The 25,878-nt window shown below is 73.1% G+C and carries 30 protein-coding genes and 1 pseudogene; 8 read left to right on the forward strand and 23 right to left on the reverse strand.

The annotated features are described in order from the left end of the window. Positions 1 to 13 precede the first annotated feature (13 nt). The 3 genes from ASC60_RS16145 to ASC60_RS16155 all read right to left on the reverse strand — a co-directional run bounded on the left by ASC60_RS16145 (position 14) and on the right by ASC60_RS16155 (position 3,139). Positions 14 to 1,204, reverse strand: coding sequence for an ROK family protein (locus ASC60_RS16145; RefSeq protein WP_055551425.1), 1,191 nt, complete (start codon positions 1,202 to 1,204; stop codon positions 14 to 16). Between the two features lie 68 nt (positions 1,205 to 1,272). Further along, on the reverse strand, positions 1,273 to 1,926 hold the full coding sequence (locus tag ASC60_RS16150; protein WP_055551426.1) for a response regulator transcription factor: 654 nt from the start codon (positions 1,924 to 1,926) through the stop codon (positions 1,273 to 1,275). A gap of 4 nt (positions 1,927 to 1,930) precedes the next feature. Beyond that, positions 1,931 to 3,139 carry a sensor histidine kinase gene (locus ASC60_RS16155; protein ID WP_055551428.1) on the reverse strand — a complete coding sequence of 403 codons (1,209 nt, stop codon included), beginning with the start codon at positions 3,137 to 3,139 and terminating at the stop codon, positions 1,931 to 1,933. Positions 3,140 to 3,351: 212 nt separating this feature from the next. Here ASC60_RS16155 and ASC60_RS16160 point away from each other — a divergent pair, with 212 nt between their 5' ends. Together ASC60_RS16160 and ASC60_RS16165 are read left to right on the forward strand one after the other, a co-directional pair. Then, complete coding sequence (locus ASC60_RS16160; protein WP_055551430.1) at positions 3,352 to 4,503, forward strand: hypothetical protein; 1,152 nt, start codon at positions 3,352 to 3,354, stop codon at positions 4,501 to 4,503. A 40-nt stretch (positions 4,504 to 4,543) separates the two neighbouring features. Next, the gene (locus ASC60_RS16165; protein WP_055551432.1) at positions 4,544 to 4,957 is read left to right on the forward strand and encodes a hypothetical protein; all 414 of its coding nucleotides are present in this window, start codon (positions 4,544 to 4,546) and stop codon (positions 4,955 to 4,957) included. A gap of 313 nt (positions 4,958 to 5,270) precedes the next feature. Here the strand turns inward: ASC60_RS16165 and mug are convergent, their stop codons facing one another. The 3 genes from mug to ASC60_RS16180 all read right to left on the reverse strand — a co-directional run bounded on the left by mug (position 5,271) and on the right by ASC60_RS16180 (position 8,262). Next, the gene (gene mug / locus ASC60_RS16170; protein ID WP_055551434.1) at positions 5,271 to 5,825 is read right to left on the reverse strand and encodes a G/U mismatch-specific DNA glycosylase; all 555 of its coding nucleotides are present in this window, start codon (positions 5,823 to 5,825) and stop codon (positions 5,271 to 5,273) included. A 172-nt stretch (positions 5,826 to 5,997) separates the two neighbouring features. After that, entirely contained in the window at positions 5,998 to 7,431 is a 1,434-nt protein-coding gene (gene purB, locus ASC60_RS16175; RefSeq protein ID WP_055551435.1) for an adenylosuccinate lyase, read from the reverse strand. Positions 7,432 to 7,491: 60 nt separating this feature from the next. Further along, entirely contained in the window at positions 7,492 to 8,262 is a 771-nt protein-coding gene (locus ASC60_RS16180; protein ID WP_055551437.1) for an SGNH/GDSL hydrolase family protein, read from the reverse strand. A 67-nt stretch (positions 8,263 to 8,329) separates the two neighbouring features. Between ASC60_RS16180 and ASC60_RS16185 the strand changes: the two genes are divergently transcribed. After that, entirely contained in the window at positions 8,330 to 8,542 is a 213-nt protein-coding gene (locus ASC60_RS16185) for a hypothetical protein (RefSeq protein WP_234356965.1), read from the forward strand. A gap of 148 nt (positions 8,543 to 8,690) precedes the next feature. Continuing rightward, positions 8,691 to 8,912, forward strand: a complete 222-nt coding sequence (locus ASC60_RS16190; protein WP_039936516.1) for a hypothetical protein — start codon at positions 8,691 to 8,693, stop codon at positions 8,910 to 8,912. Positions 8,913 to 8,966: 54 nt separating this feature from the next. Here ASC60_RS16190 and ASC60_RS16195 read toward each other — a convergent pair whose 3' ends face one another. The 5 genes and pseudogenes from ASC60_RS16195 to ASC60_RS16215 all read right to left on the reverse strand — a co-directional run bounded on the left by ASC60_RS16195 (position 8,967) and on the right by ASC60_RS16215 (position 13,723). Further along, a complete protein-coding gene (locus ASC60_RS16195; RefSeq protein WP_055551439.1) occupies positions 8,967 to 9,971 on the reverse strand; it encodes a hemolysin family protein in 1,005 nt (334 codons plus the stop codon). Next, on the reverse strand, positions 9,968 to 11,335 hold the full coding sequence (locus tag ASC60_RS16200; protein ID WP_055551440.1) for a hemolysin family protein: 1,368 nt from the start codon (positions 11,333 to 11,335) through the stop codon (positions 9,968 to 9,970). The genes ASC60_RS16195 and ASC60_RS16200 overlap by 4 nt, the downstream gene beginning before the upstream one ends. Positions 11,336 to 11,431: 96 nt before the next feature. Further along, positions 11,432 to 11,875 (reverse strand): annotated as a pseudogene (locus ASC60_RS16205) (GNAT family N-acetyltransferase); the annotation flags it as partial. Positions 11,876 to 11,903: 28 nt separating this feature from the next. Next, positions 11,904 to 12,815: an LLM class F420-dependent oxidoreductase gene (locus ASC60_RS16210; RefSeq protein ID WP_055551444.1), complete on the reverse strand. Its 912-nt coding sequence runs from the start codon at positions 12,813 to 12,815 to the stop codon at positions 11,904 to 11,906. A gap of 89 nt (positions 12,816 to 12,904) precedes the next feature. Next, the gene (locus ASC60_RS16215) at positions 12,905 to 13,723 is read right to left on the reverse strand and encodes an ABC transporter ATP-binding protein (protein ID WP_055551446.1); all 819 of its coding nucleotides are present in this window, start codon (positions 13,721 to 13,723) and stop codon (positions 12,905 to 12,907) included. Positions 13,724 to 13,824: 101 nt separating this feature from the next. Here ASC60_RS16215 and ASC60_RS16220 point away from each other — a divergent pair, with 101 nt between their 5' ends. Further along, on the forward strand, positions 13,825 to 14,058 hold the full coding sequence (locus ASC60_RS16220; RefSeq protein ID WP_055551448.1) for an antitoxin: 234 nt from the start codon (positions 13,825 to 13,827) through the stop codon (positions 14,056 to 14,058). Next, positions 14,055 to 14,426, forward strand: a complete 372-nt coding sequence (locus ASC60_RS16225) for a hypothetical protein (protein ID WP_055551449.1) — start codon at positions 14,055 to 14,057, stop codon at positions 14,424 to 14,426. The genes ASC60_RS16220 and ASC60_RS16225 overlap by 4 nt, the downstream gene beginning before the upstream one ends. A 199-nt stretch (positions 14,427 to 14,625) precedes the next feature. Here ASC60_RS16225 and ASC60_RS16230 read toward each other — a convergent pair whose 3' ends face one another. From ASC60_RS16230 to bioB, 4 genes are all read right to left on the reverse strand, one after another. Next, positions 14,626 to 15,297: a class I SAM-dependent methyltransferase gene (locus tag ASC60_RS16230; protein ID WP_055551451.1), complete on the reverse strand. Its 672-nt coding sequence runs from the start codon at positions 15,295 to 15,297 to the stop codon at positions 14,626 to 14,628. A 70-nt stretch (positions 15,298 to 15,367) separates the two neighbouring features. Then, positions 15,368 to 16,087, reverse strand: a complete 720-nt coding sequence (gene bioD, locus ASC60_RS16235) for a dethiobiotin synthase (RefSeq protein ID WP_055551453.1) — start codon at positions 16,085 to 16,087, stop codon at positions 15,368 to 15,370. 53 nt (positions 16,088 to 16,140) lie between these two features. Next, on the reverse strand, positions 16,141 to 17,454 hold the full coding sequence (locus tag ASC60_RS16240) for an adenosylmethionine--8-amino-7-oxononanoate transaminase (RefSeq protein ID WP_055551455.1): 1,314 nt from the start codon (positions 17,452 to 17,454) through the stop codon (positions 16,141 to 16,143). Continuing rightward, entirely contained in the window at positions 17,447 to 18,658 is a 1,212-nt protein-coding gene (gene bioB / locus ASC60_RS16245) for a biotin synthase BioB (protein WP_055551457.1), read from the reverse strand. Before bioB ends, ASC60_RS16240 begins: the two co-directional genes overlap by 8 nt. 191 nt (positions 18,659 to 18,849) lie before the next feature. Between bioB and ASC60_RS16250 the strand changes: the two genes are divergently transcribed. Continuing rightward, positions 18,850 to 20,043, forward strand: coding sequence for an 8-amino-7-oxononanoate synthase (locus ASC60_RS16250; protein WP_055551459.1), 1,194 nt, complete (start codon positions 18,850 to 18,852; stop codon positions 20,041 to 20,043). 47 nt (positions 20,044 to 20,090) lie between these two features. On the opposite strand, the gene ASC60_RS16255 is transcribed toward ASC60_RS16250, so the two are convergent. Further along, entirely contained in the window at positions 20,091 to 20,324 is a 234-nt protein-coding gene (locus tag ASC60_RS16255; RefSeq protein ID WP_055551461.1) for a DUF397 domain-containing protein, read from the reverse strand. Positions 20,325 to 20,334: 10 nt separating this feature from the next. Next, positions 20,335 to 21,204 carry a helix-turn-helix transcriptional regulator gene (locus ASC60_RS16260; protein ID WP_055551463.1) on the reverse strand — a complete coding sequence of 290 codons (870 nt, stop codon included), beginning with the start codon at positions 21,202 to 21,204 and terminating at the stop codon, positions 20,335 to 20,337. Between the two features lie 267 nt (positions 21,205 to 21,471). Between ASC60_RS16260 and ASC60_RS16265 the strand changes: the two genes are divergently transcribed. Then, complete coding sequence (locus ASC60_RS16265) at positions 21,472 to 21,900, forward strand: ATP-binding protein (RefSeq protein WP_055551465.1); 429 nt, start codon at positions 21,472 to 21,474, stop codon at positions 21,898 to 21,900. Here the strand turns inward: ASC60_RS16265 and ASC60_RS16270 are convergent. The 6 genes from ASC60_RS16270 to ASC60_RS16295 form a co-directional block, all read right to left on the reverse strand. Continuing rightward, complete coding sequence (locus tag ASC60_RS16270; protein WP_055551467.1) at positions 21,897 to 22,412, reverse strand: DUF6328 family protein; 516 nt, start codon at positions 22,410 to 22,412, stop codon at positions 21,897 to 21,899. The genes ASC60_RS16265 and ASC60_RS16270 overlap by 4 nt on opposite strands. Before the next feature lie 24 nt (positions 22,413 to 22,436). Then, positions 22,437 to 23,645: a hypothetical protein gene (locus ASC60_RS16275; protein WP_055551469.1), complete on the reverse strand. Its 1,209-nt coding sequence runs from the start codon at positions 23,643 to 23,645 to the stop codon at positions 22,437 to 22,439. A 67-nt stretch (positions 23,646 to 23,712) separates the two neighbouring features. Next, positions 23,713 to 24,102, reverse strand: coding sequence for a VOC family protein (locus ASC60_RS16280; protein ID WP_055551471.1), 390 nt, complete (start codon positions 24,100 to 24,102; stop codon positions 23,713 to 23,715). 87 nt (positions 24,103 to 24,189) lie between these two features. Beyond that, complete coding sequence (locus tag ASC60_RS16285; protein WP_055551827.1) at positions 24,190 to 24,663, reverse strand: C40 family peptidase; 474 nt, start codon at positions 24,661 to 24,663, stop codon at positions 24,190 to 24,192. Between the two features lie 245 nt (positions 24,664 to 24,908). Further along, positions 24,909 to 25,217 (reverse strand): hypothetical protein, encoded by a 309-nt coding sequence (locus ASC60_RS16290; protein ID WP_055551472.1) that lies wholly within the window; start codon positions 25,215 to 25,217, stop codon positions 24,909 to 24,911. A gap of 7 nt (positions 25,218 to 25,224) precedes the next feature. Continuing rightward, positions 25,225 to 25,860 (reverse strand): ATP-dependent Clp protease proteolytic subunit, encoded by a 636-nt coding sequence (locus tag ASC60_RS16295; protein ID WP_055551474.1) that lies wholly within the window; start codon positions 25,858 to 25,860, stop codon positions 25,225 to 25,227. Between the last annotated feature and the right edge of the window lie 18 nt (positions 25,861 to 25,878).

Consider the following 25,878-nt stretch of genomic DNA (forward strand, 5'->3'; position numbering starts at 1 on the left):
CCCGGCCGGCTGGTCAGCGAGCGGCGCGGCGAGCGGTGACCGTGCCGTCCACGGCGAACAGCTCCGCCTCCACATGGTCCAGGGCCAGCCGCACCGCGCCCGTCGTCACCGCGGCCTCGCCCAGCAGCGACTGGGCGACCTGCGGCGGGCGCAGACAGTAGCGCGCCAGCTCCTCGCGGAGCGGGTCCAGCATGCCCTCCAGCCCCGCGGCCCAGCCGCCCACCACGACCACCTCGGGGTCGAGCGCCAGCACCAGGGCCGCCGTGTCGTGCACCAGCCGCCGGACGAAGCGGTCCACGGCCGCGCGCGCCCGGACGTCGCCGTCCCGGGCGAGCGCGAAGACCCGTACGACCTGCGCCTCGTCCAGGGGGTTCAGCGGTTCGCCGGTGGTGGACAGCACCTCTTCCGGGCTGGCCTCGCGGCCCAGCAGATGCAGCGCGCCGATCTCCCCGGCCGCGCCGCCGTAGCCGCGGTGCAGCCGCCCGCCGATCAGCGATCCGGCGCCCGGGCTCAGCCCCGCCAGGACGAAGACGACATCGTCCGAACCCGCCGCGGCGCCCCTCCAGTGCTCGGCCACGGCAGCCATGTTCGCGTCGTTCTCCACCAGCACCGGGCACTGGAAGGAGTCCCGCAGCCGCTCCCCGAGCGGCAGGCCCGTCCAGCCCGGCAGCGCGGTGCACAGATGGACGGTGCCGTCGGCCTCGACGATGCCGGGGCTGCCCACCCCGACCGCCCGCAGCGAGTGGCGTTCGACCCCGGCCTCGCGGAGCAGATCCGCGGCGGCGGCCCGCACCCGCTCCAGCCGCATCTCCGCCGGGGCCTTCTCGGACACCTCGCGCACCGCCCTGCCGAGCGCACGCCCGTCCAGGTCCGACAGCAGGGCGGCGACCCGGTGCGCCCCTATCTCCAGGCCCAGCAGATGCCCGGCCTCGGCGCGGAAGCGGAAGCGCCGCGCGGGGCGGCCCTGGCGGCGGACCCCGCCCTCCTCGGCGGGCACCTCCGCCGCGAGCCCGCTGTCCAGCAGCCCGTCGACCACGCCCTCGACGGTGGGCCGCGACAGGCCGGTGGCCAGGGTGAGGTCGGTGAGGGACGCGGAGGGGGCGTCCGGTGGCGCGGACGCGGTCGCGGCGCGCAGCGCCTGCAGCACCACGGTGGAGTTGATGCGCCGCAGCAGGGACGGATCCCCGCCGGTCAGCCGCCCCACGTCGGACCCCCTCCCAGTGCGTGTGTGCCGGATGGTATCTGCTGGGCTCGTCGACGGCACCCGTGCGGTCAGGTCCGTGGGCGGGCGTCGTGGGTGAGGAGGGCCAGCTGGACGCGGTTGTCCAGGTCCAATGTGGCCAGGGCGCCGGAGAGATGGGCCTTGACCGTGCCGACGGCCAGGTGCAGGCGGACGCCGATCTCGGTGTTGGACAAGCCCTCGGCGACGGCCTCGGCCACCTCGCGCTCCCGTGGGGTGAGCAACGCGAGCCGCCGCCGGGCGTGTTCGGACCGGTCGTCCGGTCCCGTCGCCGCGTGCTGGATCAGTGCCCGCGCGGCGGACGGCGACAGGGCGGGCTCGCCGCGGGCGGCCCGCCGTACCGCCTCCACGATCTCCTCGGGCGCGGCGTGTTTGACGAGGTACCCGGCGGCGCCCGCGCGCATCGCCTCCAGCACCAGCCGGTGCTCGTCGAAGGTGGTCAGCACGATCACCCGCGGGGACGGCGCGTCGCGGTGTGCGAGGGCCCGGGTGGCGGCGAGGCCGTCCATGACCGGCATCCGGATGTCCATGAGGACCACGTCGGGCTCGTGTTCGCGGACGGCGGCGGCCACCTGGGCGCCGTCGGCCGCCTCCCCGACGACCTCCATGCCCTCCGCACCGCGCAGCATCATCTTCAGCCCGGTCCGCACCAGGGGGTCGTCGTCGGCCAGCAGCACTCGGATCATGACGTCACCTCGCGGGCCACGGTAGCCGGGCGCGCAGTGTGAACGTGCCGTCGGCGGCGGTGTGGTCGAGGGTGCCGCCGTCGAGCCGTACGCGTTCGGCGAGCCCGGTGAGGCCGGTGCCGGTCCCCGGGATCGGGTCGCGGGCACCGGGGGCGGCGGGCAGCGCGTTGCGGACCTCCACCGTGAGACCGGCGCCCGGACCTCCGGCCAGCGTCAAGCCGACGGGGATGCCGGGCGCGTGCTTGCGGGCGTTGGTCAATCCCTCCTGGGCCACCCGGTAGACGGTCCGGTGCAGTTGCGACCGCACGGCCCGGACAGTGCCGGCGGCTACCTCGGTACGGAAGTCCACCGGCTGTCCCGTGGCACGGGCGTCCGCGACGAGACCGTCGATGTCCTCGATCCGCGGCAGCAGTGACACCGGCTCGCCGCCCTCCTCCGCGTGCAGCAGGCGCAGCACCTCCTGCAACTCCTCCACGGCCTCGTGCGCGTTGCCCCGGATCACCTCTGCGCTCGCGGCGACCTCGGCGCCGTCGAGCGCGGGTCCGGCGCCCGCCTCCGCCTGCCGGGTGCGGTAGGCGAGCGCGCCCGCGTGCACCGAGAGCAGGGAGACGCGGTGCGCCAGCACGTCGTGCATCTCCCGGGCGATGGCCTGGCGTTCGGCGCGGCGGGCGTCGGCGAGCCGGCGCTCGTGTTCGGCCCGTGCCCGCGCGGCGTCCGCGCGCAGCCGTTCGACGAGCAGCCGCCGGGACCGCAGGGCATGACCGCAGGCGAAGGCGGCCAAAAGGTAGGCCAGCGAGAACGCGGCGTCGAACCACAGGTCGCCCGCCGTCCCCGGCAGCAGCAGGCCGGAGGGCGCCATGAACAGCGTGTACGCACCGAGCGTCGGCAGCGCCCGCCGCCGGCGGAGCCGGAGCGCGGCATTGGCGACGATCACCGCGCCCGCGGGCAGGGCGCTGGTCGCCAGCGCCACCGCGGGCAGCCCGATCAGGGCCACCACGAGCGGGTGGCGGCGCCGCCACCACAGCGCGCCGCAGGCCACGAGCCCGAGCAGCGGGTCCGCTTCCACCGCCCATCGCGGCAGATCACCCTGCTCCTTCACCACACCGAGGACGACCATGCCGAGGAGCACCGCGGCGCAGAAGAGCGCCGCGTCCACCGCCCGGTCGCGCCAGGCGCGCCCGGGCGGGAGAGCGAGGTCGGTGCCGTTGGTCATGACGGGAGAGTAAACGGGCCACCGGGAGTCGCACACCGGCCCATCGGCCACACAGCCCCGGCCACTTGGCGGAGGCGGCGGGCGCCGGACCGGCACCTCCGGCGACGACGGCAGGCCCTCCGGCCACCCCGTGGTGGACCATCGGCGCATGGTGCGGGCACCGGCGGCCCGGCAGGCTGCTTCCATCCATCCGGACGGACGGGAGAGATGACATGGACGCAGCCCAGATCAGCAGGGTGAGGTTTCTGCGGCTCGCGGGGGCCGTCGCCGTCGGCACGGCACTGCCCGCCGGGCACGCCGCCGCGGCCGGGCGCCACCCGGCCCCTCAAGGACGGGCGCGGGACGCGGGGCCGGGCGGGGTGCGCTACCGCGGGGTCGTCTACGAGGTGGGGGAGGGCGAAACGCCCGCCACGGCGTGGAACCCGGAACGTACCCGGGCCGATCTGCGGGCCATCCGCCACCAGCTCCACGCCGACACGGTGAAGATCACCGGCGACGGCGTCGAACGCCTCACCCGCACCGCGGCCGAGGCGGCCGAGAGGGGGCTGCACGTATGGCTGGAGCCGACCCTCGGCGACGTACCCGCCCGGGACATCCTCGACCACCTCGCCGAGACCGGACGGTTCGCCGAACGGCTGCGCCGCCAGGGAGTCCGCGTACACCTCAACGTGGGGTGTGAGTTCCTGCTGTTCGTACCCGGCATCGTGCCCGGCGCCACCGCGGCCGAACGCATCGACAACCTGCTCAAGGGCAACTACGACCCGGTCACGACGGCCCGCCGGCTGCGCCGCTTCACCGCGCGGGCCGCCGCCGTCGGCCGCTCGGTCTTCCACGGGCCCCTGTCGTACGGGGCCGCACAGGACGAGGACGTGGACTGGGGCCTGTTCGACCTGGTGTGCGTCGACTACTACGGCTGGTTCCCGCACCGCTGCGGACACGTCCGCGCACTGAGCGCGTACCAGCGCCACGGCAAGCCGCTGGCGGTCACCGAGTTCGGCTCCTGCACCTTCGAGGGCGCACCGCGCCTGGGCGGCATGGCCTGGGACGTCGTCGACTACACCACGACACCACCGCGGGTGAGGAAGGGGCTGGTGCGCAGCGAGCGCACCCAGGCCGCGTATCTGACCGGCGTACTCGACGTGTTCGAGTCGATGAACCTGTACGCGGCCATGGCCTACACCTTCGTCACGCCCGACGCCCCCCACCGCCGCGAGCGGCGACTCGACCTGGACATGGCCAGTTACAGTCTGGTGAAAGTGGTCCGGGACCGTCCGGCGGATCCGGACTCGCCCTGGCACTGGGAGCCCAAGGAGTCGTTCACCGCCCTGGCCGGCGCGTACGCCCGCCGGCGACCGATCCCCTGACGGGTATCCAGATGTCGGACCCTGGTTGTTCACTGACATCATGACCAGTACAGCGGACCACCTGGCCGCGATCGAGGACCTGCGCACCCGGGACTTCCCCGCGCAGCGCCGGGGCGGTCCGGGGTGCCATGTCGCCGACCTCCGGGTGAGCGAGGACTTCTGGGACGCGGACCTGGCCCGGGTCGAGGAGGTGCTGGAGGAGTTCGAGGCCGAGCTGGCCGTCCTCGTCCAGGTGCTGACGTTACGGTGGGGCGCCCCCGAGGTCCTCGACCTCAGCGACGCCCTGGAGCGCTCGGCGACGGGCGAGCCGGTCCCGCCGCCCCTGGACACGCTGTGCGGTTACGTACCGGAGCTGCACATCTGGCGTGTGGAGGGGCGCTGGATCGGGCTGGGCGTGGGCCAGGGCGACCGCGAACTGCCCTTCCAGCTGGTGGTGGCGATAGGGGAAGGGTGAATTCCGCCCGGACAGGGGGAGAACAGGGCCACCGTCGATCAGCATCGCCACGATGCTCGTGTATCCCTGGCCGACGGCCATCATGAGAGGGGTGGCTCCCGCTTGGCCGCCGCGCCCCTCGGGATCAGCTTCGCGTCGAGGAGCATGCGCACCAGGTGCGTGTGCTCCGGGAGGCTGCGAACAGCAGTGGCAGCGTCTCGCGGAACTCGCCGATCGGTTGTCCGGGGTCTGCTCCCGCCTCCAGGAGTTGGTTCACGACGTGGTCATGGCCTGCCGGGTGTGTGCCCCAGGTGCTGGCCGGGGTATCCACCGGCTAGCCGCTCTCCGTCCCTTCCGCGTAGGCGGCGGCGCGCAGCCGGGCGAACTCCTCCGCCATGGCCGCCGCCGTCCAGTGCGCGTTGAGCCCGCTGGGGTTGGGCAGGGCCCAGATACGGGTGTCGCCTATGGTCCGTTCCTGCGGGCCGATCTTCGCCCGCTTGTCGCCGAACGCGACCCGGTAGGCGGTGACCCCCGCCACCGCGAGCCAGCGTGGCCGCAGGCGGCGGACCTTCTCCTCCAGGATCTGGCCGCCCTCCCGGTATTCCTCGTCGGTCAGCTCGTCGGCACGCGCGCTGGCCCGGGCGACCACATTGGTGATGCCCAGCCCGTAGGACGGCAGTTCGCCCTGCTCGGAGGGGTGCAGCCGCCGCGGGGTGAATCCCGAGGCGTGCAGGACGGGCCAGAAGCGGTTGCCGGGGCGGGCGAAGTGGTGACCGGTGGCGGCGGTCATCAGCCCGGGGTTGATGCCGCAGAAGAGGACCCGCAGACCGTCCCCGACCACATCGGGGACGATGCGGTCGCGGGCGGCCTCCAGCTCTTCGGGGGTCACGGGCGGCGTCCAGGGGGTGTCTTGTCGATCATGCCGGGCTCCCGACGCCCGGCACGGCACCTCGCGGCCCCGCGCTCGTCGCACGCAGCGCCGCTGCGCTCTCCTCACGCGGGTTGCGAGCCACCGCACCAGACGCCGCTCGCTGATCCGGCCTGATCGACAAGACACCCCCTCAGAGGATCGAGCCCGGCGCGTACGCGGCGGCCTCGGGGTGCTGCTTGACGATCTCCTCGATCCGGCCGACCACCGTGCCGACCTGGTCGGCGGCGGCGCCCGTGAAGGACAGCTTGTCGGCCATCAGCGCCTCCAGCCCCGCCCGGTCCAGCGGGATCCGCTCGTCGGCGGCGAGGGAGTCGAGCAGTTCGTTGCGCTCGGCGCCCTGTTCGCGCATCGCGAGGGCGGCGGCGACCGCGTGCTCCTTGATCGCCTCATGGGCGATCTCGCGGCCCACCCCGGCCCGCACGGCGCCCATCAGCACCTTGGTGGTGGCGAGGAAGGGCAGGTAGCGGTCCAGCTCGCGGGCGACGACGGCGGGGAAGGCGCCGAACTCGTCGAGCACGGTCAGGAAGGTCTCCAGCAGCCCGTCGAAGGCGAAGAACGCGTCCGGCAGCGCGACCCGGCGCACCACCGAGCAGGACACGTCGCCCTCGTTCCACTGGTCGCCGGCCAGCTCGCCGGTCATCGAGGCGTAGCCGCGCAGGATCACGGCGAGGCCGTTGACGCGCTCGCAGGAGCGGGTGTTCATCTTGTGCGGCATCGCGGACGAGCCGACCTGGCCCGGCTTGAAGCCCTCGGTCACCAGCTCGTGCCCGGCCATCAGCCGGATCGTCTTGGCCAGCGAGGACGGGGCCGCGGCCAGCTGCACCAGGGCGGTGACGACCTCGTAGTCCAGCGAGCGCGGGTAGACCTGGCCGACCGAGGTGAACGCCTGCGCGAAGCCCAGGTGACCGGCGATCCGCCGCTCCAGCTCGGCCAGCTTGCGCGCGTCGCCGCCCAGCAGGTCCAGCATGTCCTGCGCGGTGCCGACCGGGCCCTTGATGCCGCGCAGCGGGTACCGGCCCAGCAGCTCCTCCAGCCGCCCGTGGGCGACCAGCAGCTCGTCCGCCGCGGTGGCGAAGCGCTTGCCGAGCGTGGTGGCCTGCGCGGCGACGTTGTGCGAGCGGCCCGCCATCACCAGCTCGGCGTGGTCGGCGGCCAGCTTGCCGAGCCGGGCCAGCACGGCGACCGTACGGTCCCGCACCAGCTCCAGGGAGAGCCGGATCTGCAGCTGCTCGACGTTCTCGGTCAGATCGCGGGACGTCATGCCCTTGTGGACGTGCTCATGACCGGCGAGGGCGTTGAACTCCTCGATGCGGGCCTTCACATCGTGCCGGGTGACCTTCTCGCGCTCGGCGATCGAGGCCAGGTCGACATCCTCCAGGACCCGCTCGTAGTCGGCGAGGGCGGCGTCCGGCACCTCGATGCCCAGGTCCTTCTGGGCACGCAGTACGGCGAGCCACAGCCGCCGCTCCAGCGTCACCTTGTACTCGGGGGACCACAGGACGGCCAGCTCCGCGGAGGCGTAGCGGCCGGCCAGGACGTTCGGAATGCGCGGCTTACCAGTCACGTGGACGGAGTCTACCGGCCGTATTTCCAGGCCAGGCCGGTGCCCACCGGCCTGGTCCGGTCAGCCCTCGTAAGGCAGCAGTTCGGCGCGCTTCGGCGCCCGGCCGTCGCCCGAGGAACGGCCCGTCAGCCGCCGGGCGATCCACGGCCCGAGGTGCTCGCGGGCGAACCGGGCGTCGGAGGTGCGGCGGGCCACCCAGCCGGGGCGGACCGCGGGCGGCAGGGCCGCGTCCCAGTCCTCCTCCGGCTCGTGGCCCAGCGCCTGCCAGACGGCCTCGGCGACCCGCCGGTGCCCCTCGGCGTTCAGATGGAGCCGGTCCTCCGCCCACATCCGGGGATCGCCGACCGCCTCGGAGGCGTACAGGTCCACGACGAGCGCGTCATGCCGGACGGCCAGCTCGTCCACGAAGGAGAACAGCCGCTCCATCCGCGGCAGGAACCTCTCGAACACCGGGCCGCGCCGCCCGGGGCTGCGCATCAGCACCAGTTGCCTGCAGCTGGGCGCGAGCCGGCCGGCCGCCTCCTCCAGCAGCCCGCACACGCGTCCCACGTCGCATTTCGGCCGCAGGACGTCGTTCCCTCCGCCGACCAGCGTCACCAGGTCCGCGCCCATCGCGGCCGCCGGGCCCGTCTGCTCGTCCACGATCTGGCCGATCAGCTTTCCGCGCACCGCGAGATTGGCGTACCGGAAACCGGGGGTGCGGGCCGCCAGCCGGGCGGCGAGCAGATCCGCCCAGCCGCGGTAGCCGCCGTCCGGGAGCGCGTCGGACATGCCCTCGGTGAAGGAGTCGCCGACCGCGACAAAGCTCGTATAGGTGGGGTTCGTCTGCATGGCTCGGGCGATCTTATCCGGTGCACGCGGGCTGCGCGGAGGCGGAGGCGCGCGCATCATGAGCCGCATGGCGATGACCCACATCTATTTCGAGGGCGGTGCCCGGAACGGGACGACGGCGAGCTGGAACCTCGAACCCGGGGCGGACATCTACGACGACAACATCTTCCGGCCGCCCGAGCTGTACCGGCGGACCGACCGCACGAAGGTGCTCGGGCACGTCGAATACGTCGTCTTCCGCTACGACCCGGCAGGCGCACGGCCCGGCGGCCGGCCCTGAGCGCCCCGCGCGCCGATGGCCGGGAATCCGCGGCGGGGACGGCGCGCGGAGGCAAACGGGTCGCTCGGTTGGGCGGAGCGGGGTTCCGTACGGCGCGGAGTAGGGCAGTCTGGTCCGCGTGGATGCCTTTGAATGCGACCGTACGACGATGGCGATCGTCGCCGCCGCCCTCGCCGACGACGGTGAGGGCGCGGCGGCCCTGCTGGAGCCGCTGGAGACGCGCGATGTGTGCCGGGTCGCCGTCCGGCTCGCCGCGATGGCCGCCGACGCGCTGCTGGCCGTGGCCGAGGAGGGCGGCGGCGGACGGGAGGAGGCGCTGGCGCACTGGCAGGCGTGCATCATCGCCCATGAGTCCAGACGGGACCAGTGACGGACCGGCTCGCCGTCACGTCACGCCGCGCTCGCCGTCACGTCACACCCGCCGTCACGCCACCAGCAGGCGCAGCACGTCCTCCATCGTGACCAGCCCCGCCAGCCGCCCCTCCGCGTCGATGACGGGCGCGAGATGGGTACCGCTGTCGCGCATCGCGGTCAGCACGTCGTCCAGCGGCGTCTGGGACCGCACCCGGGCGACCGGCCGCAGCTGATCGGGGCGGAACGGAACGTCGCGCGGATGGGCGTCCAGCGCGTCCTTCACATGCAGATAGCCCAGGATCCGCCCGGATTCGTCGATCACGGGGAAGCGGGAGAAACCGGTTTCGGCCGACTTTCGCTCCAGTTCCTCGGGGGTGACCCCGATCCGCGCCGAGACCACCCGGTCCATGGGCAGCACCACGTCCCGCACCGGCCGCCGGCCCAGCTCCAGCGCGTCCCGCAGCCGCTCGGCACCGCGGTCGTCCAGCAGTCCGGCCTCACTGGAATCCGCGACCATGCGCGCCAGTTCGTCATCCGAGAAGGTGGCCGCCACCTGGCCCCGGGGCTCGACCCGCATCAGCTTCAGCAGACCGCCCGCGAACGTGTTGACCGCGAAGATGACCGGGCGCAGCGCCCGCGCCAGCCCCACCAGCGGCGGTCCGAGCAGCAGCGCGGTGCGCACCGGCTCGGCCAGCGCCACGTTCTTCGGCACCATCTCGCCGACCAGCATGTGCAGATAGGTCGCCAGGCTCAGCGCGATCACGAACGAGACGGGATGGACCAGCCCGAGCGGCAGCCCGGCCGCGTGGAACAGCGGCTCCAGCAGATGCGCGATGGCCGGTTCCGCGACGGCGCCCAGCACCAGCGTGCACAGCGTGATGCCGAGCTGGGCCGCGGCCAGCAGCGCGGAGACGTGTTCGAGCCCCCACAGCACGGCCCGCGCCCGGCGGTCGCCCCGCTCGGCGTACGGTTCGATCTGGCTGCGCCGCACCGCGATCAGGGCGAACTCGGCGCCCACGAAGAAGGCGTTCGCGACCAGCGTCAGCAGGCCGATCAGCAGCTGGACGGCGGTCATGGGCCCGTCCCGCCGTGGTCCTGCCTCCGGCCGTGGCCGTGGCCGTGGTCGTGGCCGTGGGGGAGCGGGGCGTGCAGCCGGACCCGGGCGGCGCGGTGGCCCGCCGCGTTCACCACCTCCACCCGCCAGCCCTCCCTTTGGACCGTGTCGCCCACGGCCGGGATACGGCCCAGCTCGGCCGCGATCAGCCCGGCCAGCGTCTCGTACGGACCCGGGGGCACCCGCAGCCCGATCTGCTCCAGCTGATCGACCCGGGCGGCGCCGTCCGCGTCGTACACCGCCCGGCCCTCCGCGTCCTCGCCGGCCGGGGCCAGATCGGGGGTCTCGTGCGGATCGTGCTCGTCGCGTACCTCGCCGACCACCTCCTCGACGATGTCCTCCAGGGTGACGACCCCGGCCGTGCCGCCGTACTCGTCGATGACCACGGCCATGCTGCGGTTGGCCGAGAGCCGGTCCAGCAGCCGGTCCACCGTGAGCGACTCGGGGACCAGCAGCGCCTCGTGCATCAGCTCGGACACCGGATGGCGCGGCCGCGCCTCGGCGGGGACGGTGAGGACGTCCTTGATGTGGACGACGCCCGCCACCGCGTCCAGGCTGTCGCGGTGGACGGGGAAGCGGGACAGCCCGGTGGCGCGGGTCGCGTTGGCGACGTCCTCGGCGGTGGCCCGTACGTCCAGCGCGATCACCTGCACCCGGGGCGTCATCACGTTCTGCGCGGTCAGCTCGCTCAGATTGAGGGTGCGGACGAACAGCTCCGCGGTGTCCTCCTCCAGCGCGCCCTCCTTCGCGGAGTGCCGGGCGAGCGCGATCAGCTCCTGCGGGCCGCGCGTCGAGGCCAGCTCCTCGGCGGGCTCCAGGCCCATCCGGCGCACCATGCGGTTGGCGGTGTTGTCGAGGTGGGCGATGAGCGGGCGGAAGGCAGCGCTGAAGACGCGCTGGGGGGTGGCGACGGCCCGGGCGACCGGCAGCGGGCGGGAGATCGCCCAGTTCTTGGGGACCAGCTCGCCGACCACCATCATCACCACCGTCGACAGGGCGGTGCCGATGACCAGGGCCGCCGAGTGGACGGCGGAGCGGGGCACCCCGATCGCGGTGAGCGGCCCGCCCAGCAGTACGGCGATCGACGGCTCGGCGAGCATGCCCACGACCAGGTTGGTGACGGTGATGCCCAGCTGGGCGCCCGAGAGCTGGTACGTCAGGCCGCGCACGGCCTTCAGGGCGCTCTCCGCACCGCGCTCGCCGCGCTCCACGGCCCGCTCCAGCTCGCCGCGCTCGACCGTGGTCAGCGAGAACTCCGCCGCCACGAAGCCGCCGCAGGCGAGCGCCAGCAGGAGCGCCACGACCAGGAGGAGGACTTCGGTCATCGGTTCACCTCCGTCCCATGATCCGGCAGGGTCCGGAGGAGCGCGCGACGGGAGATGCCGCGCACTCTCATGGTAAAGGCACGGCAAACCGCCGGGTCAGGCGCGGCCGAGCGGCTTCACCCAGCGGCTCCACTGCGGTTCCCGGGCGTAACCGGCCGCGCTCCACGCGTGGTGGGCGAGCGCGTTCGCGTCGAGCACCATGGCGTCCCCGCGCCGCCCGCCCAGCGCCGCGAACCGCTCCTCGGCGGCCGCGAGCAGCGCCGTCGCCACGCCCCGGCGGCGGTGGGCGGGGTGGACCGCGAGCCGGTACAGATGGCAGCGCCAGCCGTCGAAGCCCGCGATGACGGTCCCGGCGAGCGCCCCGTCCCGCTCGGCCAGCAGCAGCGACTCCGGGTCCCGGGCTATCAGCCGGGCCACCCCGGCCCGGTCGTCGCTGATGCTGGTGCCCTCCGCGGCCTCGCGCCAGAAGGCGAGCACGGTGTCGACGTCCGGGGGCCCGGCGGCCCGTATACGAAGATCATCCATGCCGGTATCCCACCACCGGGCGGTGCGAGGCGTCGACCGGGTTTCAGCTGCCGCGCAGCTCCTCGATCACCGGTGCGAAGGTCTCCATGTGGTGCTCCATCACCGTGAAGTACGAGAAGCCGAAGCGCTCGCGGTGCGCCCGCAGCTGGTCCGCCATCTCCTTGGGAGCGCCCAGCAGCAGCGCGGGGTGCTCCAGCAACTGCTCCTCGGTGACGTCGGGCGCGTACGGCTGGAGTTCGCGGGCCTTGACGCGGCGGTCGCCGGTGGTGTCGACCATCTGGATCAGATAGTTCAGCTCGGGGGGCTCCGGCCGGGGCCCCGTGCCGGCGTCGGCCTCGGCGGCGAAGCGGCGGAAGGCCGCCACCCGCTCGTCCAGCGCCTCCGGGGTGATCATCTTCATCGGGCTGGGCGCTCCCTCCGGGGCCTGGACCGCGCCCGTGAAGGCAGCGATCTCGGCGTGGCGCGCGGCCACCCGCAGCAGCCGGTCGCCGTTGCCGCCCAGCAGCAGCGGCGGGCGCGGCGTCTGCGCGGGCCGCGGCTGCTGCTCGGGGTCGGTCAGCAGCCGCGCCAGCTCACGGACGGTGTGCTCCAGGTGGTCCACCCGCTCGCGCGGCGACCCGAATGGCAGCCCGGCGCTGTCGTGCTCGGCCTTCACATACCCCGCTCCCAGGCCCAGCTCGAGCCGTCCCCCGGTGAGCGCGTCACAGGTGGCGACCTCGCGGGCCAGCAGGGCCGGGTTCCAGAAGCCGAGATTGAGGACGAAGGTGCCCAGCCGTGGCCGCTCGGTGGCCTCGGCGGCGGCCACCAGGGCCGCGAACGGCGCGGGCATGCCCAGATGGTCGGGGACCAGCAGTACGTCGTAGCCGAGACGCTCGGCGCGGCGGCACTTCTCCCGCCATGCCGGGGCCGATTCGAGCGCGAGCAGATTGACTCCGAAACGGAACGGCCTTGCCATGAGCCCTCCTTGATCGGGGATGTCCCGAATCTATCGGAGAAGCGGCTCTCCCGGGGGCCGCCTTGTGCTCTCGGCAGAGCTTGGAGCGCTCAGCGGCCCGCGCCGGCCACCGGGCCGTCGGGCGCCGCGATGTACGCCCGGGTGAAGATCTGCATGCGGCCCAGCACCGAGTCGGCCGTGGGCCGCTCCATCCGGTCCACGATCCGGCCGTCGTCGAGGAAGAGCACCAGGTCGGAGTGGGCGGCGGCGCTCGGGTCATGGGTCACCATGACCACCGTCTGGCCCAGGTCGTCCACCGCCTCGCGCAGGAAGGTCAGCACCTCCAGGCCGGCCCGCGAGTCCAGGTTGCCGGTCGGCTCGTCCGCGAAGATCAGCTCGGGGCGGGAGGCCAGCGCCCGGGCGCAGGCCACCCGCTGCTGCTGACCGCCGGACAGCTGGGCGGGCCGGTGCTTCAGCCGGTCCCGCAGCCCGAGAGTGTCGATGACCCGCTCCAGCCACTCCGGGTCGGGCTTCTGGCCCGCGATGTCCATGGGCAGGGTGATGTTCTCGGCCGCGTTCAGGGTGGGCAGCAGATTGAACGACTGGAACATGAAGCCGATCCGGTCGCGGCGCAGTTGGGTCAGCTGCCGGTCGTTGAGCCCGGTGATCTCGGTGTCGCCCAGCCAGACCTGGCCCGAGGAGACCGTGTCCAGCCCCGCAAGACAGTGCATCAGCGTGGACTTGCCGGAACCGGACGGTCCCATGACCGCGGTGAACCTGCCCCGCTCGATTTCCACGTCCACCGCGTCCAGGGCGATCACGGCGGTCTCGCCGGTGCCGTACGCCTTGGTCAGGCCGCGGGCCCGGGCCGCCGCGCGAGCGCCGCCCTCCGCGTCCCCGTCTGTTCTCGTCGCCGCCGGTGTGGACACAAACGCCTCCCGTGTCGGAACGGTTTGCTCTCGATGGTAGGGACCGTCCCGGCTTTCGCGCGCGGTTGGCGCTGCTAGCAAATATGCGCTAGCGTGAGGGCGTGGCCAAAACACAGCTGAACGTCCGGGTCGACGAAACCACCGCCGAGGTGGCCCGGGAGCGTGCACTGCAGCGGGGCGTGAGCGTCAACCGCTACATCGAAGAGCTGGTGCGCAAGGACGCGGGCGAGGTGGGGCATACGTTCGTGGAGGCCGCCGCCGACTTCATGAAGCAGTACCAGTCCGTCTTCGACGAGGAGTTCGGCCGGGAGCTCGGAGGCGAAGCGCGCCGTTGACCGTGCGTATCGATCTCGCCTGGCTTCTGATGATCGCCGAACACAACACCCCGGGGGACCCGCGCGTCACCGACTACGGTGCGCTGGTGGCCGCCGTGAGCCGCCACGAGGCGGAGATATTCGGCACCCCGATCTACACCGACCCGCAGGAGCGGGCCGCCGCGCTGTTGCAGCTGCTGCTCCTGGTACCGGCCCTGGAGCGCTCGAACGCGCTGTTCGCGTCGGCCGTCGCGTACGCGTACCTGGTGGCGAGCGGGCTGAAGGTGGCCATCTCGCCGGAGCGGGTGCGGGATCTGGCCCGCCTGGTGCACGACGGCGCCGTGGACGTGCACGCGATCGCGGACGAGCTGCGCCGCTGGAGCGTCTAGGGCGTGTTTCGAAAGTCCCGCCTGCCCCGCGACGCCTGGTACGCACGCTCGCTGCGTTGTCGGGATCGTCCGAGTAGGCCCACTACGAGGACGACCCTCCGCCTTGCGATCGCACGCACCAGACGCCGCGGGGCCCGCCCTCCGGGCGGCCGGCGCTACTTTCGAAACACGCCCTAGGGGAGATACTCCCTGGCGAGCGCTATGCCGCCGGGCGCCGCACCACGCCCAGTGTGCAGGGAGAGGTGGGCAGCGGCAGTCCCCGTTCGGGGAGCCGCAGGGACCGGTGGGTGACGGGCTCGAAACCCACCCGCGCCATCTCCACCCGCACCTCGCGCCCCGTGTGGCAGCCGCCGAACATCCGCGGCCACACCGTCCGGTCCAGCACCCCCTGTGTCATCGCCAGCGCCCGCCCCTCGGCCCGCCCGTGCTCCAGGAACCGCAGCTCACCGCCCGGCCGCAGCACCCGCATCAGTTCGGCCAGGGTGCTTGGGACGTCCCGTACGGAACACAGCACCAGACACGCCACCGCCGCGTCGAACGCCTCGCTCTTGACCGGGAGGGCCTCCGCGACCCCGGGCACCACGTCCACCGGCACCTCGGCCCGGTGGCCCGCCCGCACCGCCAGCCGGCGCAGATGACGCTCGGGCTCGATGGCGACGACCTCGCAGACGGCGCTCGGGTAGTGCGCGAAGTTCAGGCCGTTTCCGGCGCCGATCTCGATGACCCGGCCGGACAGCCCGGCCAGCAGCTCACTGCGGAGTTCGGCGACCCCGGCCCGTTCGTCGGCCAAGGGGCTGACCTTGGCGTAGAAGCGGGCGAAGAGCGGATGGCGGACGGCTTCGCACGGGGGCCGGGGACGGCGTACGGGCATGAGTGACACCCCTTTTCCAGCGGGACGGCTGTGTACCGATACCGGGAGTCTGCCCATGCCGCCCCCACCGTCAAGCCGTGCGGTGCTCCATCATGAACTGCTCCGCGTCCCAGCCGCCGTCGAGCCGCGGGGCCAGCCACCCCGGGGCCGCCGCGCGGAAGTCGGCGGGCGGAAGGGCCCCGGCCCGCTCGGGTACGGCGCCCAGCAGCGGGGCGCCCGCCGCCTGCGGCAGGTCGGTCCGGTTGCAGCGGGAGGCGAGATCGGCGTCGGCGGGCCAGCTGCCGATGACGACGCCGGGGAAGCGCAGGCCCCGGGAGCGCAGCGCCTCGGCCGTGAGGGCCGTGGCGTTGAGCGTGCCCAGCCCCGCGTGCGCGACGACCAGGACGGGGGCGTCGAGCAGCCGGGCCGCGTCGGCGAGTGTCGCGCCGGTCTCGTCGAACCGTACGAGCAGGCCGCCCGCGCCCTCGACGAGCACCAGATCGTGCTCGGCGGCCAGCTTCTCCGCCGCCTCCGCGATCCGTTGCGGCCGCACCGCGGGGCGCCCGGCGCGGCGCGCCGCGGTGTCGGGCGCCAGCGGCTCGGGGTAGCGGGCGAGTTCGCGCGACGTCACGCCACCGGCGAGCCGGGCCACCTCGGCGGCATCGCCCGGCTCGTCCGGACCGACGCCGGTCTGCGCGGGTTTGAGGACGGCGACCGACCGGCCGCGCGCCAGCGCCGCCGCCGCGACGGCCGCCGTGGTGACGGTCTTGCCGACCTCCGTGCCGGTCCCGGTCACGACCAGTACTGACATCTGTCGCTTCTTGCCTTTCGCTGGTGTCTCGCTGTGGTCCGGCCGCCGCCCCGTCAGCCCGCCGCGGCCGCCGCCCGTACCGCCGTGCAGATCCGGGCCAGATCGTCGTCGCCGGTGATGTAGGGCGGCATGGTGTAGAGCAGATCGCGGAACGGCCGCAGCCATACGCCCGCGCGCACCGCCGCCCGCGACGCCGCCGCCATGCCCGCGTCGTCGAGCGGGTGGTCGAGCTGGACGACGCCGATCGCGCCGAGCACCCGTACGTCCCGTACGCCGGGCAGCTCGGCGGCGGGCGCCAGCCCCTCCCGCAGCCCCGCCTCGATCCGCTTGATCTCCTGCCACCAGTCGTAGGACAGCAGCAGGTCGATCGAGGCCCCCGCGACGGCGGCGGCCAGCGGGTTGCCCATGAACGTCGGGCCGTGGGCGAGCACCGGAAGCTCGCCGCGCGAGATGCCCTCCGCCACCCGCGAGGTGCACAAGGTGGCGGCCAGGGTCAGATAGCCGCCGGTCAGCGCCTTGCCCACACACATCACATCGGGGCTGACCCCGGCGTGCCCGGCCGCGAAGAGCGTGCCGGTGCGTCCGAAGCCGGTGGCGATCTCGTCGAACACCAGCAGGACGTCGTGCTCGTCGCACGCCTCGCGCAGCGTCCGCAGCAGGGCGGGGGAGTGGAACCGCATGCCGCCCGCGCCCTGCACCACCGGTTCCACGATCACCGCGGCCACCTCGTCCGCGTGGCGGGCCACCAGCTCGCGCACATGTGCCTCGTACGCCGGATCCGGCTCGGCGTCGAAGCCGGGCGGCGGCGCGTCCGCGAAGATCTGCTCCGGCAGGACGCCCGACCACAGCCGGTGCATGCCGCCCTCCGGGTCGCACACCGCCATCGGCTGCCAGGTGTCGCCGTGGTAGCCGCCGCGCCAGGTCAGCAGCCGCCGCTTGGCGGGGCGGCCGAGCGAGCGCCAGTACTGGAGGCACATCTTGACCGCGACCTCGACCGACACCGAGCCCGAGTCGGCGAGGAAGACGTGCTGCAGCGGTTCCGGCGTGATCTCCACGAGCCGGGTGGCCAGCCGCACGGCGGGCTCATGGGTGAGCCCGCCGAACATCACATGGCTCATCCGGTCGAGCTGACCGCGCGCCGCGTCGTTGAGCACCGGGTGGTTGTAGCCGTGGATGGCCGACCACCACGACGACATCCCGTCCACCAGTTCCCGTACGCCCTCGGCCGGTTCGGCGAGCCGCAGCCGGACCCCGGCCGCGGACTCCACGACGAGCGGGTCCGTGCGGCCGGGCATCGGGCCGTACGGATGCCAGACGTGCTGCCGGTCCAGCGCCAGCAGCGCGTCGGGCGTCAGCGGCTCAGGCATTGGGCGGCAGTTCCGTCCCCGCGCCCCGGCGGCGCACCGCGACCAGGTCCGCGTGCGACTCCCCGGCCGTGACCGCGACGGGCTCCGCCACCGGCTCGTCCGTTTCCGTGACGGCCCGGGGCGCGTCACCGCACGGGCCGCAGCCGCCGCCCTCCGCGCCGTGCGAGCCGCAGCCGCCCCCGGCCGCCGCGAGGGCGTCGGCGCGGTGCTGGGGCAGCGTCCGGGTGTCGGTGCCCTCCACCTCGAAGCCCGCGTCGGCGATCATCGCCAGGTCGTCCTTGCCCGACTGGCCCTCGGTGGTCAGATAGTCGCCGAGGAAGATCGAGTTCGCCAGGTGCAGGGCCAGCGGCTGGAGGGAACGCAGATGGATCTCGCGCCCGCCCGCGAGCCGCACCTCCACGTCCGGGCAGACGAACCGCACCATGGCGAGGATGCGCAGACAGCGCTGCGGGGTGAGGTTCCAGTCCCCGGCCAGCGGGGTGCCCTCGATCGGGATGAGGAAGTTGACCGGCACCGAGTCCGGGTTCAGCTCGCGCAGCGAGAAGACCACGTCGACCAGGTCCTCGTCACGCTCGCCCATGCCCGCGATCAGCCCGGAGCAGGCCGACATGCCCGCGGACTGGGCCTGCTGCACGGTGGAGACCCGGTCGGCGTAGGTGTGGGTGGTGGTGATGTCGCCGTACGTGGCCTCGGAGGTGTTGAGGTTGTGGTTGTACGCGTCGGCGCCCGCCTCCCGCAGCCGCTGCGCCTGCCCGTCGGACAGCAGCCCGAGACAGGCGCAGATCTCGACGTCCTCGTGTCGTGACTTGATCGCGGCGATGGTCTGCGAGACCCGGTCCACGTCCCGGTCCGTCGGCCCGCGCCCGCTGGCGACCAGGCAGACCCGCTTGGCGCCGCCCGAGACCCCGGCGTCCGCCGCGGCCGCCGCCTGGTCCGGCTTGAGCCAGGTGTACTTGAGGATCCCGGACGTCGAGCCGAGCCGCTGCGAGCAGTACGAGCAGTCCTCGGGGCACAGCCCGGACTTGAGGTTCACCAGGTAGTTGAGCTTCACCCGCCGCCCGAACCAGCGACGGCGCACCTTGCCCGCGGCGGCCACCACATCGAGCACGTCGTCGTCGGAAGTCGCCAATACCGCGAGAGCCTCTGCGCGGGTCGGCGACTCGCCCCGCAGCCCCTTTTCCACCAGCGTGTTCAGCAGGTCCATGGCGGAGATCCTGTCTTACCCCACCGCTCCTGGCCAAGGAGGGACCGTACAAGACGCGGCGTTCGGGGTGTGTGTATTGCCACACCCTGACCACGCATGGGCACGACTACCTTCTATCCGGACCCCACAGTCGGCGCCCGGCACCCGCCCGGCCGCGCCCGGCCCAGGCCCGAACGAAGGCGAGGAAGCCGATGCCCCAGGCGCCCCAGGACCGCCAGGACGACCCGTTCACGATCGACCCGTTCGCGTGGATCGACGCCGACCGGGAGCAGCGCGGCCGCGCCGGGCTGCATCGCGTGCTCAGCCCCCGGCCCGCCGGGTCCCCGCTGCTGGACCTCGCGAGCAACGACTACCTGGGCCTGGCCCGGCACCCCGGGGTGACGGCCGCGGCGGCGGAGGCGGCACGCCGCTGGGGCGCCGGCTCGACCGGCTCCCGGCTGGTCACCGGGTCCACCGAACTGCACGCGACGCTGGAGGCGGAGCTGGCCGCGTTCTGCGGCTTCGAGGCGGCGCTGGTGTTCTCCTCCGGGTACGCCGCCAACCTGGCCGCGGTCTCGGCGCTGAGCGGCCGGGGCGCGCTCATCGTCTCCGACGCGGGCAACCACGCCTCCCTCATCGACGGCTGCCGGCTCTCCCGCGCCGAGGTCGCCGTCGCCCCGCACGCCGACCCCGGCGCCGTCGCCAAGGTCCTCGACGGGGCCCGGAAGGAGGACCCGGCTCGGCGCGCGCTCGCCGTCTCCGACTCCGTGTTCTCGGTGGACGGCGACGTGGCACCGCTGACCGGGCTCGCCGCCGCCTGCCGGGCGCACGGCGCGGCGCTGGTGGTGGACGACGCCCACGGCCTGGGGGTGGTGGGCGACGGCGGCCGCGGCGCCCCGTACGCCGCCGGGCTCGCGGGCGCGCCGGACGTGGTGGTCACGGCCACCTTGTCGAAGTCGCTGGGCAGTCAGGGCGGCGTGGTGCTGGGGTCCGCCCGGGTGATCGAGCATCTGGTGAACACCGCGCGTACGTTCATCTTCGACACCGGCCTCAACCCGGCCGCCGTGGGCGCCGCCCTGGCGAGCCTGCGGCTGCTGCGCCGGGAGCCGGAGCGCGCCGCCCGGGCCCGTACGGTCGCGGCACGGCTGCACGCACGGCTGACCGCCGCCGGGCTCACCGCGGCGCGGCCCGACGCCTCGGTGGTGTCGGTGCGCGCGCCCTCCCCCGAGCAGGCGGTGCGCTGGGCCGCGGACTGCCGTGCGGCCGGTGTGGTGGTGGGTGCCTTCCGTCCCCCGTCCGTACCCGACGGCATCTCCCGGGTACGGCTCACCGCTCGCGCGGATCTGACGGATCAGCAGGTGGAGCAGGCGGCCGACGTGATCGTGGGAACCGCACCGGCCGCCTGACGGATCGATCTGACGGATCGGTGTCCGGCGGTGTGGAGGCCTTCCGGCTACGGCCGGGAGGCCTCCCCGGAGCCGGGATCACCGAGATCGCCGTGGCACAGGTCCTCGACGAACGAGGTCCAGGCCGACGGGGGGAACAGCAGGGCGGGACCCGCGGTGTTCTTCGAGTCCCGCACGGCGAGCAGACCCGGGCTCAGCCGGGCCGTTTCGACGCAGTTGTTCATTCCGACGCTGTAGCTGCTGCGCAGCCAGGCAGCGGACTTGACGGACAGATCGGACATGGTGCCCCTCTCAGGCGCCGCCCCCGATTTTCTTGATGAACGTCAATGATTCCTCTGGTGCCAGGGCGTTGGCCCGCAGTACATCGAATGCGCTGCTGTACGCCCGGAGGTCTTCTTTCCGCTCCAGATAGAGGCTACTCGTCAAATGGTCGAGAACTACTACGTCGAGGTCAGTAATGTGCGTAAAAGAGAAGATAATGAAAGGACCTGTAATACCAATGGGCATTCCGGCGGAAAACGGCAATACCTGCAACCGCACCTGCGGTAATTCGGCCAGCTCGGCCAGTTGTCGCAGCTGTGCCCGCATCACCCCGGCGTCGCCCACTCCGCGCCGTAACACCGCCTCGTCGAGCACCGCGTGCAGCCGCAGCGGCTGGTCCTCGCGCAGCACCGACTGGCGCGCGATCCGCACCTCGACCAGCGTGTCCAACTGGTCCTCCGGCAGCTCCGGCAGCGCCGCCCGGGTCACCGTCCGCGCGTAGTCCGCGGTCTGCAGCAGCCCCGGCACCACCGTGGTCTCCAGCGTGTACGCCGCCGACGCCTCCGCCTCCAGGCTGATGAAGTCCCGGTAGGCGGGCGGCAGCAGATCGCGGTACGCGTACCACCAGCCGCGCCGCGACCCCTCCGGATCCGAGGCGCCCCCGCCGCACAGCGCCTCCAGCAGGGCCCGCAGCTGTGGGTCGGTGACCCCGTAGACATCCAGCAGCCGGGCCACATCGGCGGGCTTCGCCCCGCTGCGCCCGGTCTCGATCCGGCTCACCTTCGACTGGTGCCAGCTCAGCCGTCGCGCGGCCTCGCCACTGGTGAGCCCCGCCAGATCGCGCTGGCGGCGCAGCTCCGCGCCGAGCTTGCGGCGGCGTACCGCCGGGCCGTACCGCATGGGATCTCCCTCCCGCATGTCCCGCACTTGTCCCGCCCTGTCGTGACCATGGCCCAGTCTGCCCGGCAAATCCGGTCTTCCGTAGCAGAGTTCACCGCTTCGGGCGACAGATATATGCATAACTTGGTGGATCGCCCACGTCACGGAGGGCATCGGTGGCAGTCTGACGGTCGGAGCCGCCGGGGCCGCCCACCCGGACCCCAAGGCTGCGCGGCGCCGCCCGAACGCGTCCGCAGCCGTGCCCCGGCGGGAAAGGGACAGGCCGTCATGGCAGACCATCAGGAAGCATCCGTCACTCTGCCGAGCGCGCCCGCCTCGGTCCCCGCGGCCCGCGCCTACGTGGGATGCGTGCTGGCCGAATGGGGACTCGGGGAAGGCGAGGAGGCCGCGGACACCGTGCGCCTCATCGTCTCCGAGCTCGCCACCAACGCCGTACGGCACACTTCGGGCCAGTCGCCCACCTTCACCGTGGACATAAAGCTCGACCACGAGGGGAGGCTGGAGATCGGCGTCACGGACAGTTATCCGCGCCGCCCCCAGCGGCTGTCCGCCGACCCCCACCAGGACAACGGACGGGGCCTGGTCATCATCGGCTGTCTGGCCGCCGAATCGGGTGGCGAGGTGTTCGTCATCCCCACCGCGGAAGGCGGCAAGACGGTGGGGGTCGCACTGCCGTGGACCGTGCCGGTGCGCTAGCCCTCGTCGTCATGCGGCACGGTCGGCGGGGGGTGGGCCATCCGGCGGCGGATCCAGCGCGGGAGGACGCCCCACAGCCCGCAGCACACAGCGAACGTGCCCGTCGCCGCGGCGATGCCCGGGCCGCGGCCCAGCACCACGTCCACCACGAGCAGCACCGACCCGGTGAACGCCATCGTCAGCACGTACAGACCGGCCGAGGCCAGCCTCCCGGAGACGTCCACGACCCGTCGCTTGGCGCCCCTGCGGAACAGCGTCCGGTGCAGCGCCGCCGGGGCCGTGAACAGGGCCGCCGCCACGACCGCGAGCAGCAGCGTGGCGACGTACGTGCCGCGCTGCACCTCGTCCAGCGTTCCGAAGCGGTTGGTGAAGGCCAGGGTCAGCAGGAAGGCGAAGAGGATCTGCACCCCCGTCTGGGTGACCCGCAGCTCCTGCAGCAGCTCGGCGAAGTTCCGGTCGTCACGCTCCAGCGCGGTCTCGCGCCGGACGGTTCTCGGGGCGTCGTCCTTCATACCGCTGCGGGTTACCGGAAGCGCTCACAATACGCGCTCCACCTGCCCCGTAGCCGCCCGCGCCTCGGCCAGCTCCAGGATGCGCGCGTACGTACGGCCCGCGTCCGGGCTGATCAGATAGTGGGGCATGTCGCCGCGCTCGATCACCCCGTACGGACTGGTGCCCATCAGATACGAGGAGTACAGGATCAGCCCGTTCGGCCGGCGCGGATCGACGGCCAGTGCCGAGAAGCCGGGGAACTCGTCCGTCCGGTAGACCCGCAGCCCGTCCGCCACCGCCCCGTACCGCTCCTTGAACCGGCCGAACCGCTCCAGCGAATCCTTGATCTTCCGGGTCATGTCCTCCTGGTACTGCCGCGACAGGGTGGCCGCCGCGTCCGAGGACGGATCCAGCAGATAGCAGCGGTACACCCCGCCCCGGCGCAGCAGCCCCAGCACCGCGTCGCGGTAGCGGGCCGGGCGCTCGGTGGTGACCAGCCGGGACGAGGAGGTGCGCAGCGCGGTGCCCATGTCGAGCACCTCCGCGGACGCCGCGTCCAGCATGCGCGCCTTCTCCGCCGAGCTGGGCCGTTCGGGATAGGCGTGCACCGGCGTGCCGCCCGCCAGCCCCCGGCCCGCCAGCCACGCCTTGGCCGCCTCGCCCGGGCCGCCGTCGCCCGCCATCAGATAGACGTCCTTGCCCTCATGGCTGCCGACGTGCGCGAACAGCTCCGCATACCGGCCCGCGGTGCGGTAGACGTCCTCCGAGACCGCCAGACAGTCCGGCGGCGTCGCCTTCTCCAGATGCGCGGCCAGATTGATGTCGGGGGAGTGGATGGTGCCGGTCCGGCCCTCCCCGGTGTGCCGTATCGCCCCCTTGTGCACCGCCATCCGCACATGCAGCTCGCCGTCCACCCCCGCCTGCGCGAACTCGTCCCGCAGATGCCGCAGATCGAGGGTGAGGAACGTCCGGGCCGCCTCCAGCGCGACATCGCGGGCCACGCTCTCGCTGTCGTCGTGGATCGCGAAGAACCCGCCGTCCCCACGCCAGTTCCACAGATCGCTGCGGGCACAGCGGTGCTGCGCGGAGACCTGGCCGATCCGCGCCCGCATCCGCTCCCGCAGCAGATCGAAGCCGTGCGCGGCCCGGTCCCTGGGATTGGAGCGGACGATCGTCGAATAGCCCGAGGTATCGACGAAGACGAGATACACCTGGTCGTACGTCCGGTCCGCCTGGAACTGATCGCTCACCATGGTTCCCCCTCCCGGTGCCGGTCTCCCCCGACCGGCACCGGCCCACGCTAACGCCTCACAGGGGCGGTCACACCAGACCGCGCTCGACCGCGCCGCGCTCCACACAGAACTCGTTGCCCTCGGGATCGGTCATCACCACCCACCCCAGCCCGTCCTCCGTGCGCCGGTCGTCGAGGACCCGGGCGCCGAGCCCGCGCAGCCGCTCCACCTCCTCGTCCCGGGTGCCCGAGGGCGGCTGGATGTCGAGGTGGATCCGGTTCTTGACGGTCTTGTCGTCCGGCACCCGCTGGAACAGCAGACCGGGCACGCCGGTCCGGCCCGAGACGATCAGCACCTCGTCGTCCGGCGCCTCCTCGTCCCTCATGACGTAGCCGGTCAGCCGCGACCAGAACTGCGCCAGGGCGTACGGATCGTGCGCGTCGAAGGTGATGTGCCGGACCGGATTGAGATACGTCATTCGGGGTCCTCCGCGGGTGACGGGTGATCAGGACCGCCCTGATCACCCGTCAACCCAGGGCAGGCCCCGGCAGCCGGCCGGTATTTTTCAGCGCACCTGCCCGTACCAGACCTTCCCGGTCCAGATCCGCTCCAGCCGCACCACCGTGCCCGCCTTCGGCGCGTGCCAGATCCGCCCTTTGCCCGCGTAGAGGCCGACGTGGTAGACGCTGCCTCCCGCGTGGAAGAAGACCAGGTCACCGTGTTCGCGGGTGGACGCCTTGATGTGGCGGGTGCGGTTGTACTGGGCGGCGGCGGTGCGCGGCAGCCGCTTCCCGGCCCGCTTGTACGCGTACTGGGTGAGCCCCGAGCAGTCGAAGCGGTTCGGTCCCGCCGCCCCGTACGCGTACGGCGCGCCCTTCTTCGAGGCCGCGATCCGCAGCGCCTCGGCCGCGACGGTCGCCGCGTCGGCCTGCTGGGGCAGGGCGGGCGCCGCCACGGTGCCGCCGACGGCGACGGCGGTGAGGGCCGAGAGGGCACCGGCCCGGGAGACCATTCTGGGGATCCGTATGTGCGCGGTCATCTCGCACACCACCCTTCGGTGACCGGGTTCGGCCGTCCCAGGGATGGTCGCCCAAGGTGTCCGCCGGTTCCGAGCCGAGCGGGCGCGGTATGAGGGTGGTCACGGCTCCGCCGTTCGGGTGAAGGGGCGGGCCGTGGCCCGGGCCCTGGCCTGCGGGGACGGCGGAACAGGCGCCGTCGGCCGCAACCCGGCGGCGGTCTCGCGCCGGAATCCGGACTGCGCCGTTCGGGTGACGCGGCGGGCGCTCAGCGCGGCGGGACGGACGGCAGTGTCACCCGCTCCGAGCGCCGCTCCCCGTCCAGCACCCGCAGCGCCCGGGCCAGGGTCGCGGTGTGCAGCTGGCTCTCGCCCCGGTCGTGCATCAGCGCCAGCGCGTCCCGCAGCGCGATGGCCCTCCCGACCAGCGCCTGCGCGGCGCGCAGCCCGCTGTAGGTGTCATGGCCGCGGGCCGGATTGATCCGGCCGAGCAGATCGACCGCCTCCAGATAGCGGTCCACGAGGTCTCCCTCCGCGCGGGTCAGCGCGGGCAGCGGGGGCAGTTCCGGCGGAAGCACGGCGCGATCACCTCGCCCCGGGCAGCGAACCGGCACGCTTACGGCTCTCGGTGATCCCGTCCACCAGCCCGTACGCCACCGCGGCCGCGGCGTCGAAGATCGTGTCGCGGTCGACGTCGGCGCGGATCCGCTCGGCGCTCTGCCCGGTGTGCCGCGCCAGCATCTCCTCCAGCAGCGCCTGGGTCCGCAGCAGCTCACCGGCCTGGATCTCCAGGTCCGAGGTGGTGCCCCGGACGGGCTCGCCGAACGCCGTCTGATGGATGAGCACCCGCGCGCCCGGCAGCGCCAGCCGCTTGCCCGGCGTCCCGGCGGCGAGCAGCACGGCGGCGGCGGACGCGGCCTGGCCCAGGCAGATGGTCTCGATGTCACAGCTGACGAAGCGCATCGTGTCGTAGATCGCCGTCATCGCGCCGAACGAGCCGCCCGGGGAGTTGATGTAGAGCGAGACGTCCCTCTCGGGGCCGGCGTATTCGAGGTGGATGAGCTGCGCGATCACATCGTTGGCCGCGGTGTCGTCGATGGGCGTGCCGAGGAAGACGATGCGCTCGGAGAGCAGCTTGGAGTAGGGGTCCATGGTGCGCACGCTGGTGCTCGTGCGCTCCGTGAACTCGGGCAGGACATGGCGCGCCGCCGGTCGTTCCATCGCGGTCACCTCTCGAGG

This window comes from Streptomyces sp. NBRC 110028 (genome assembly GCF_001417735.1).
Classification (GTDB): Bacteria; Actinomycetota; Actinomycetes; order Streptomycetales; family Streptomycetaceae; genus Streptomyces.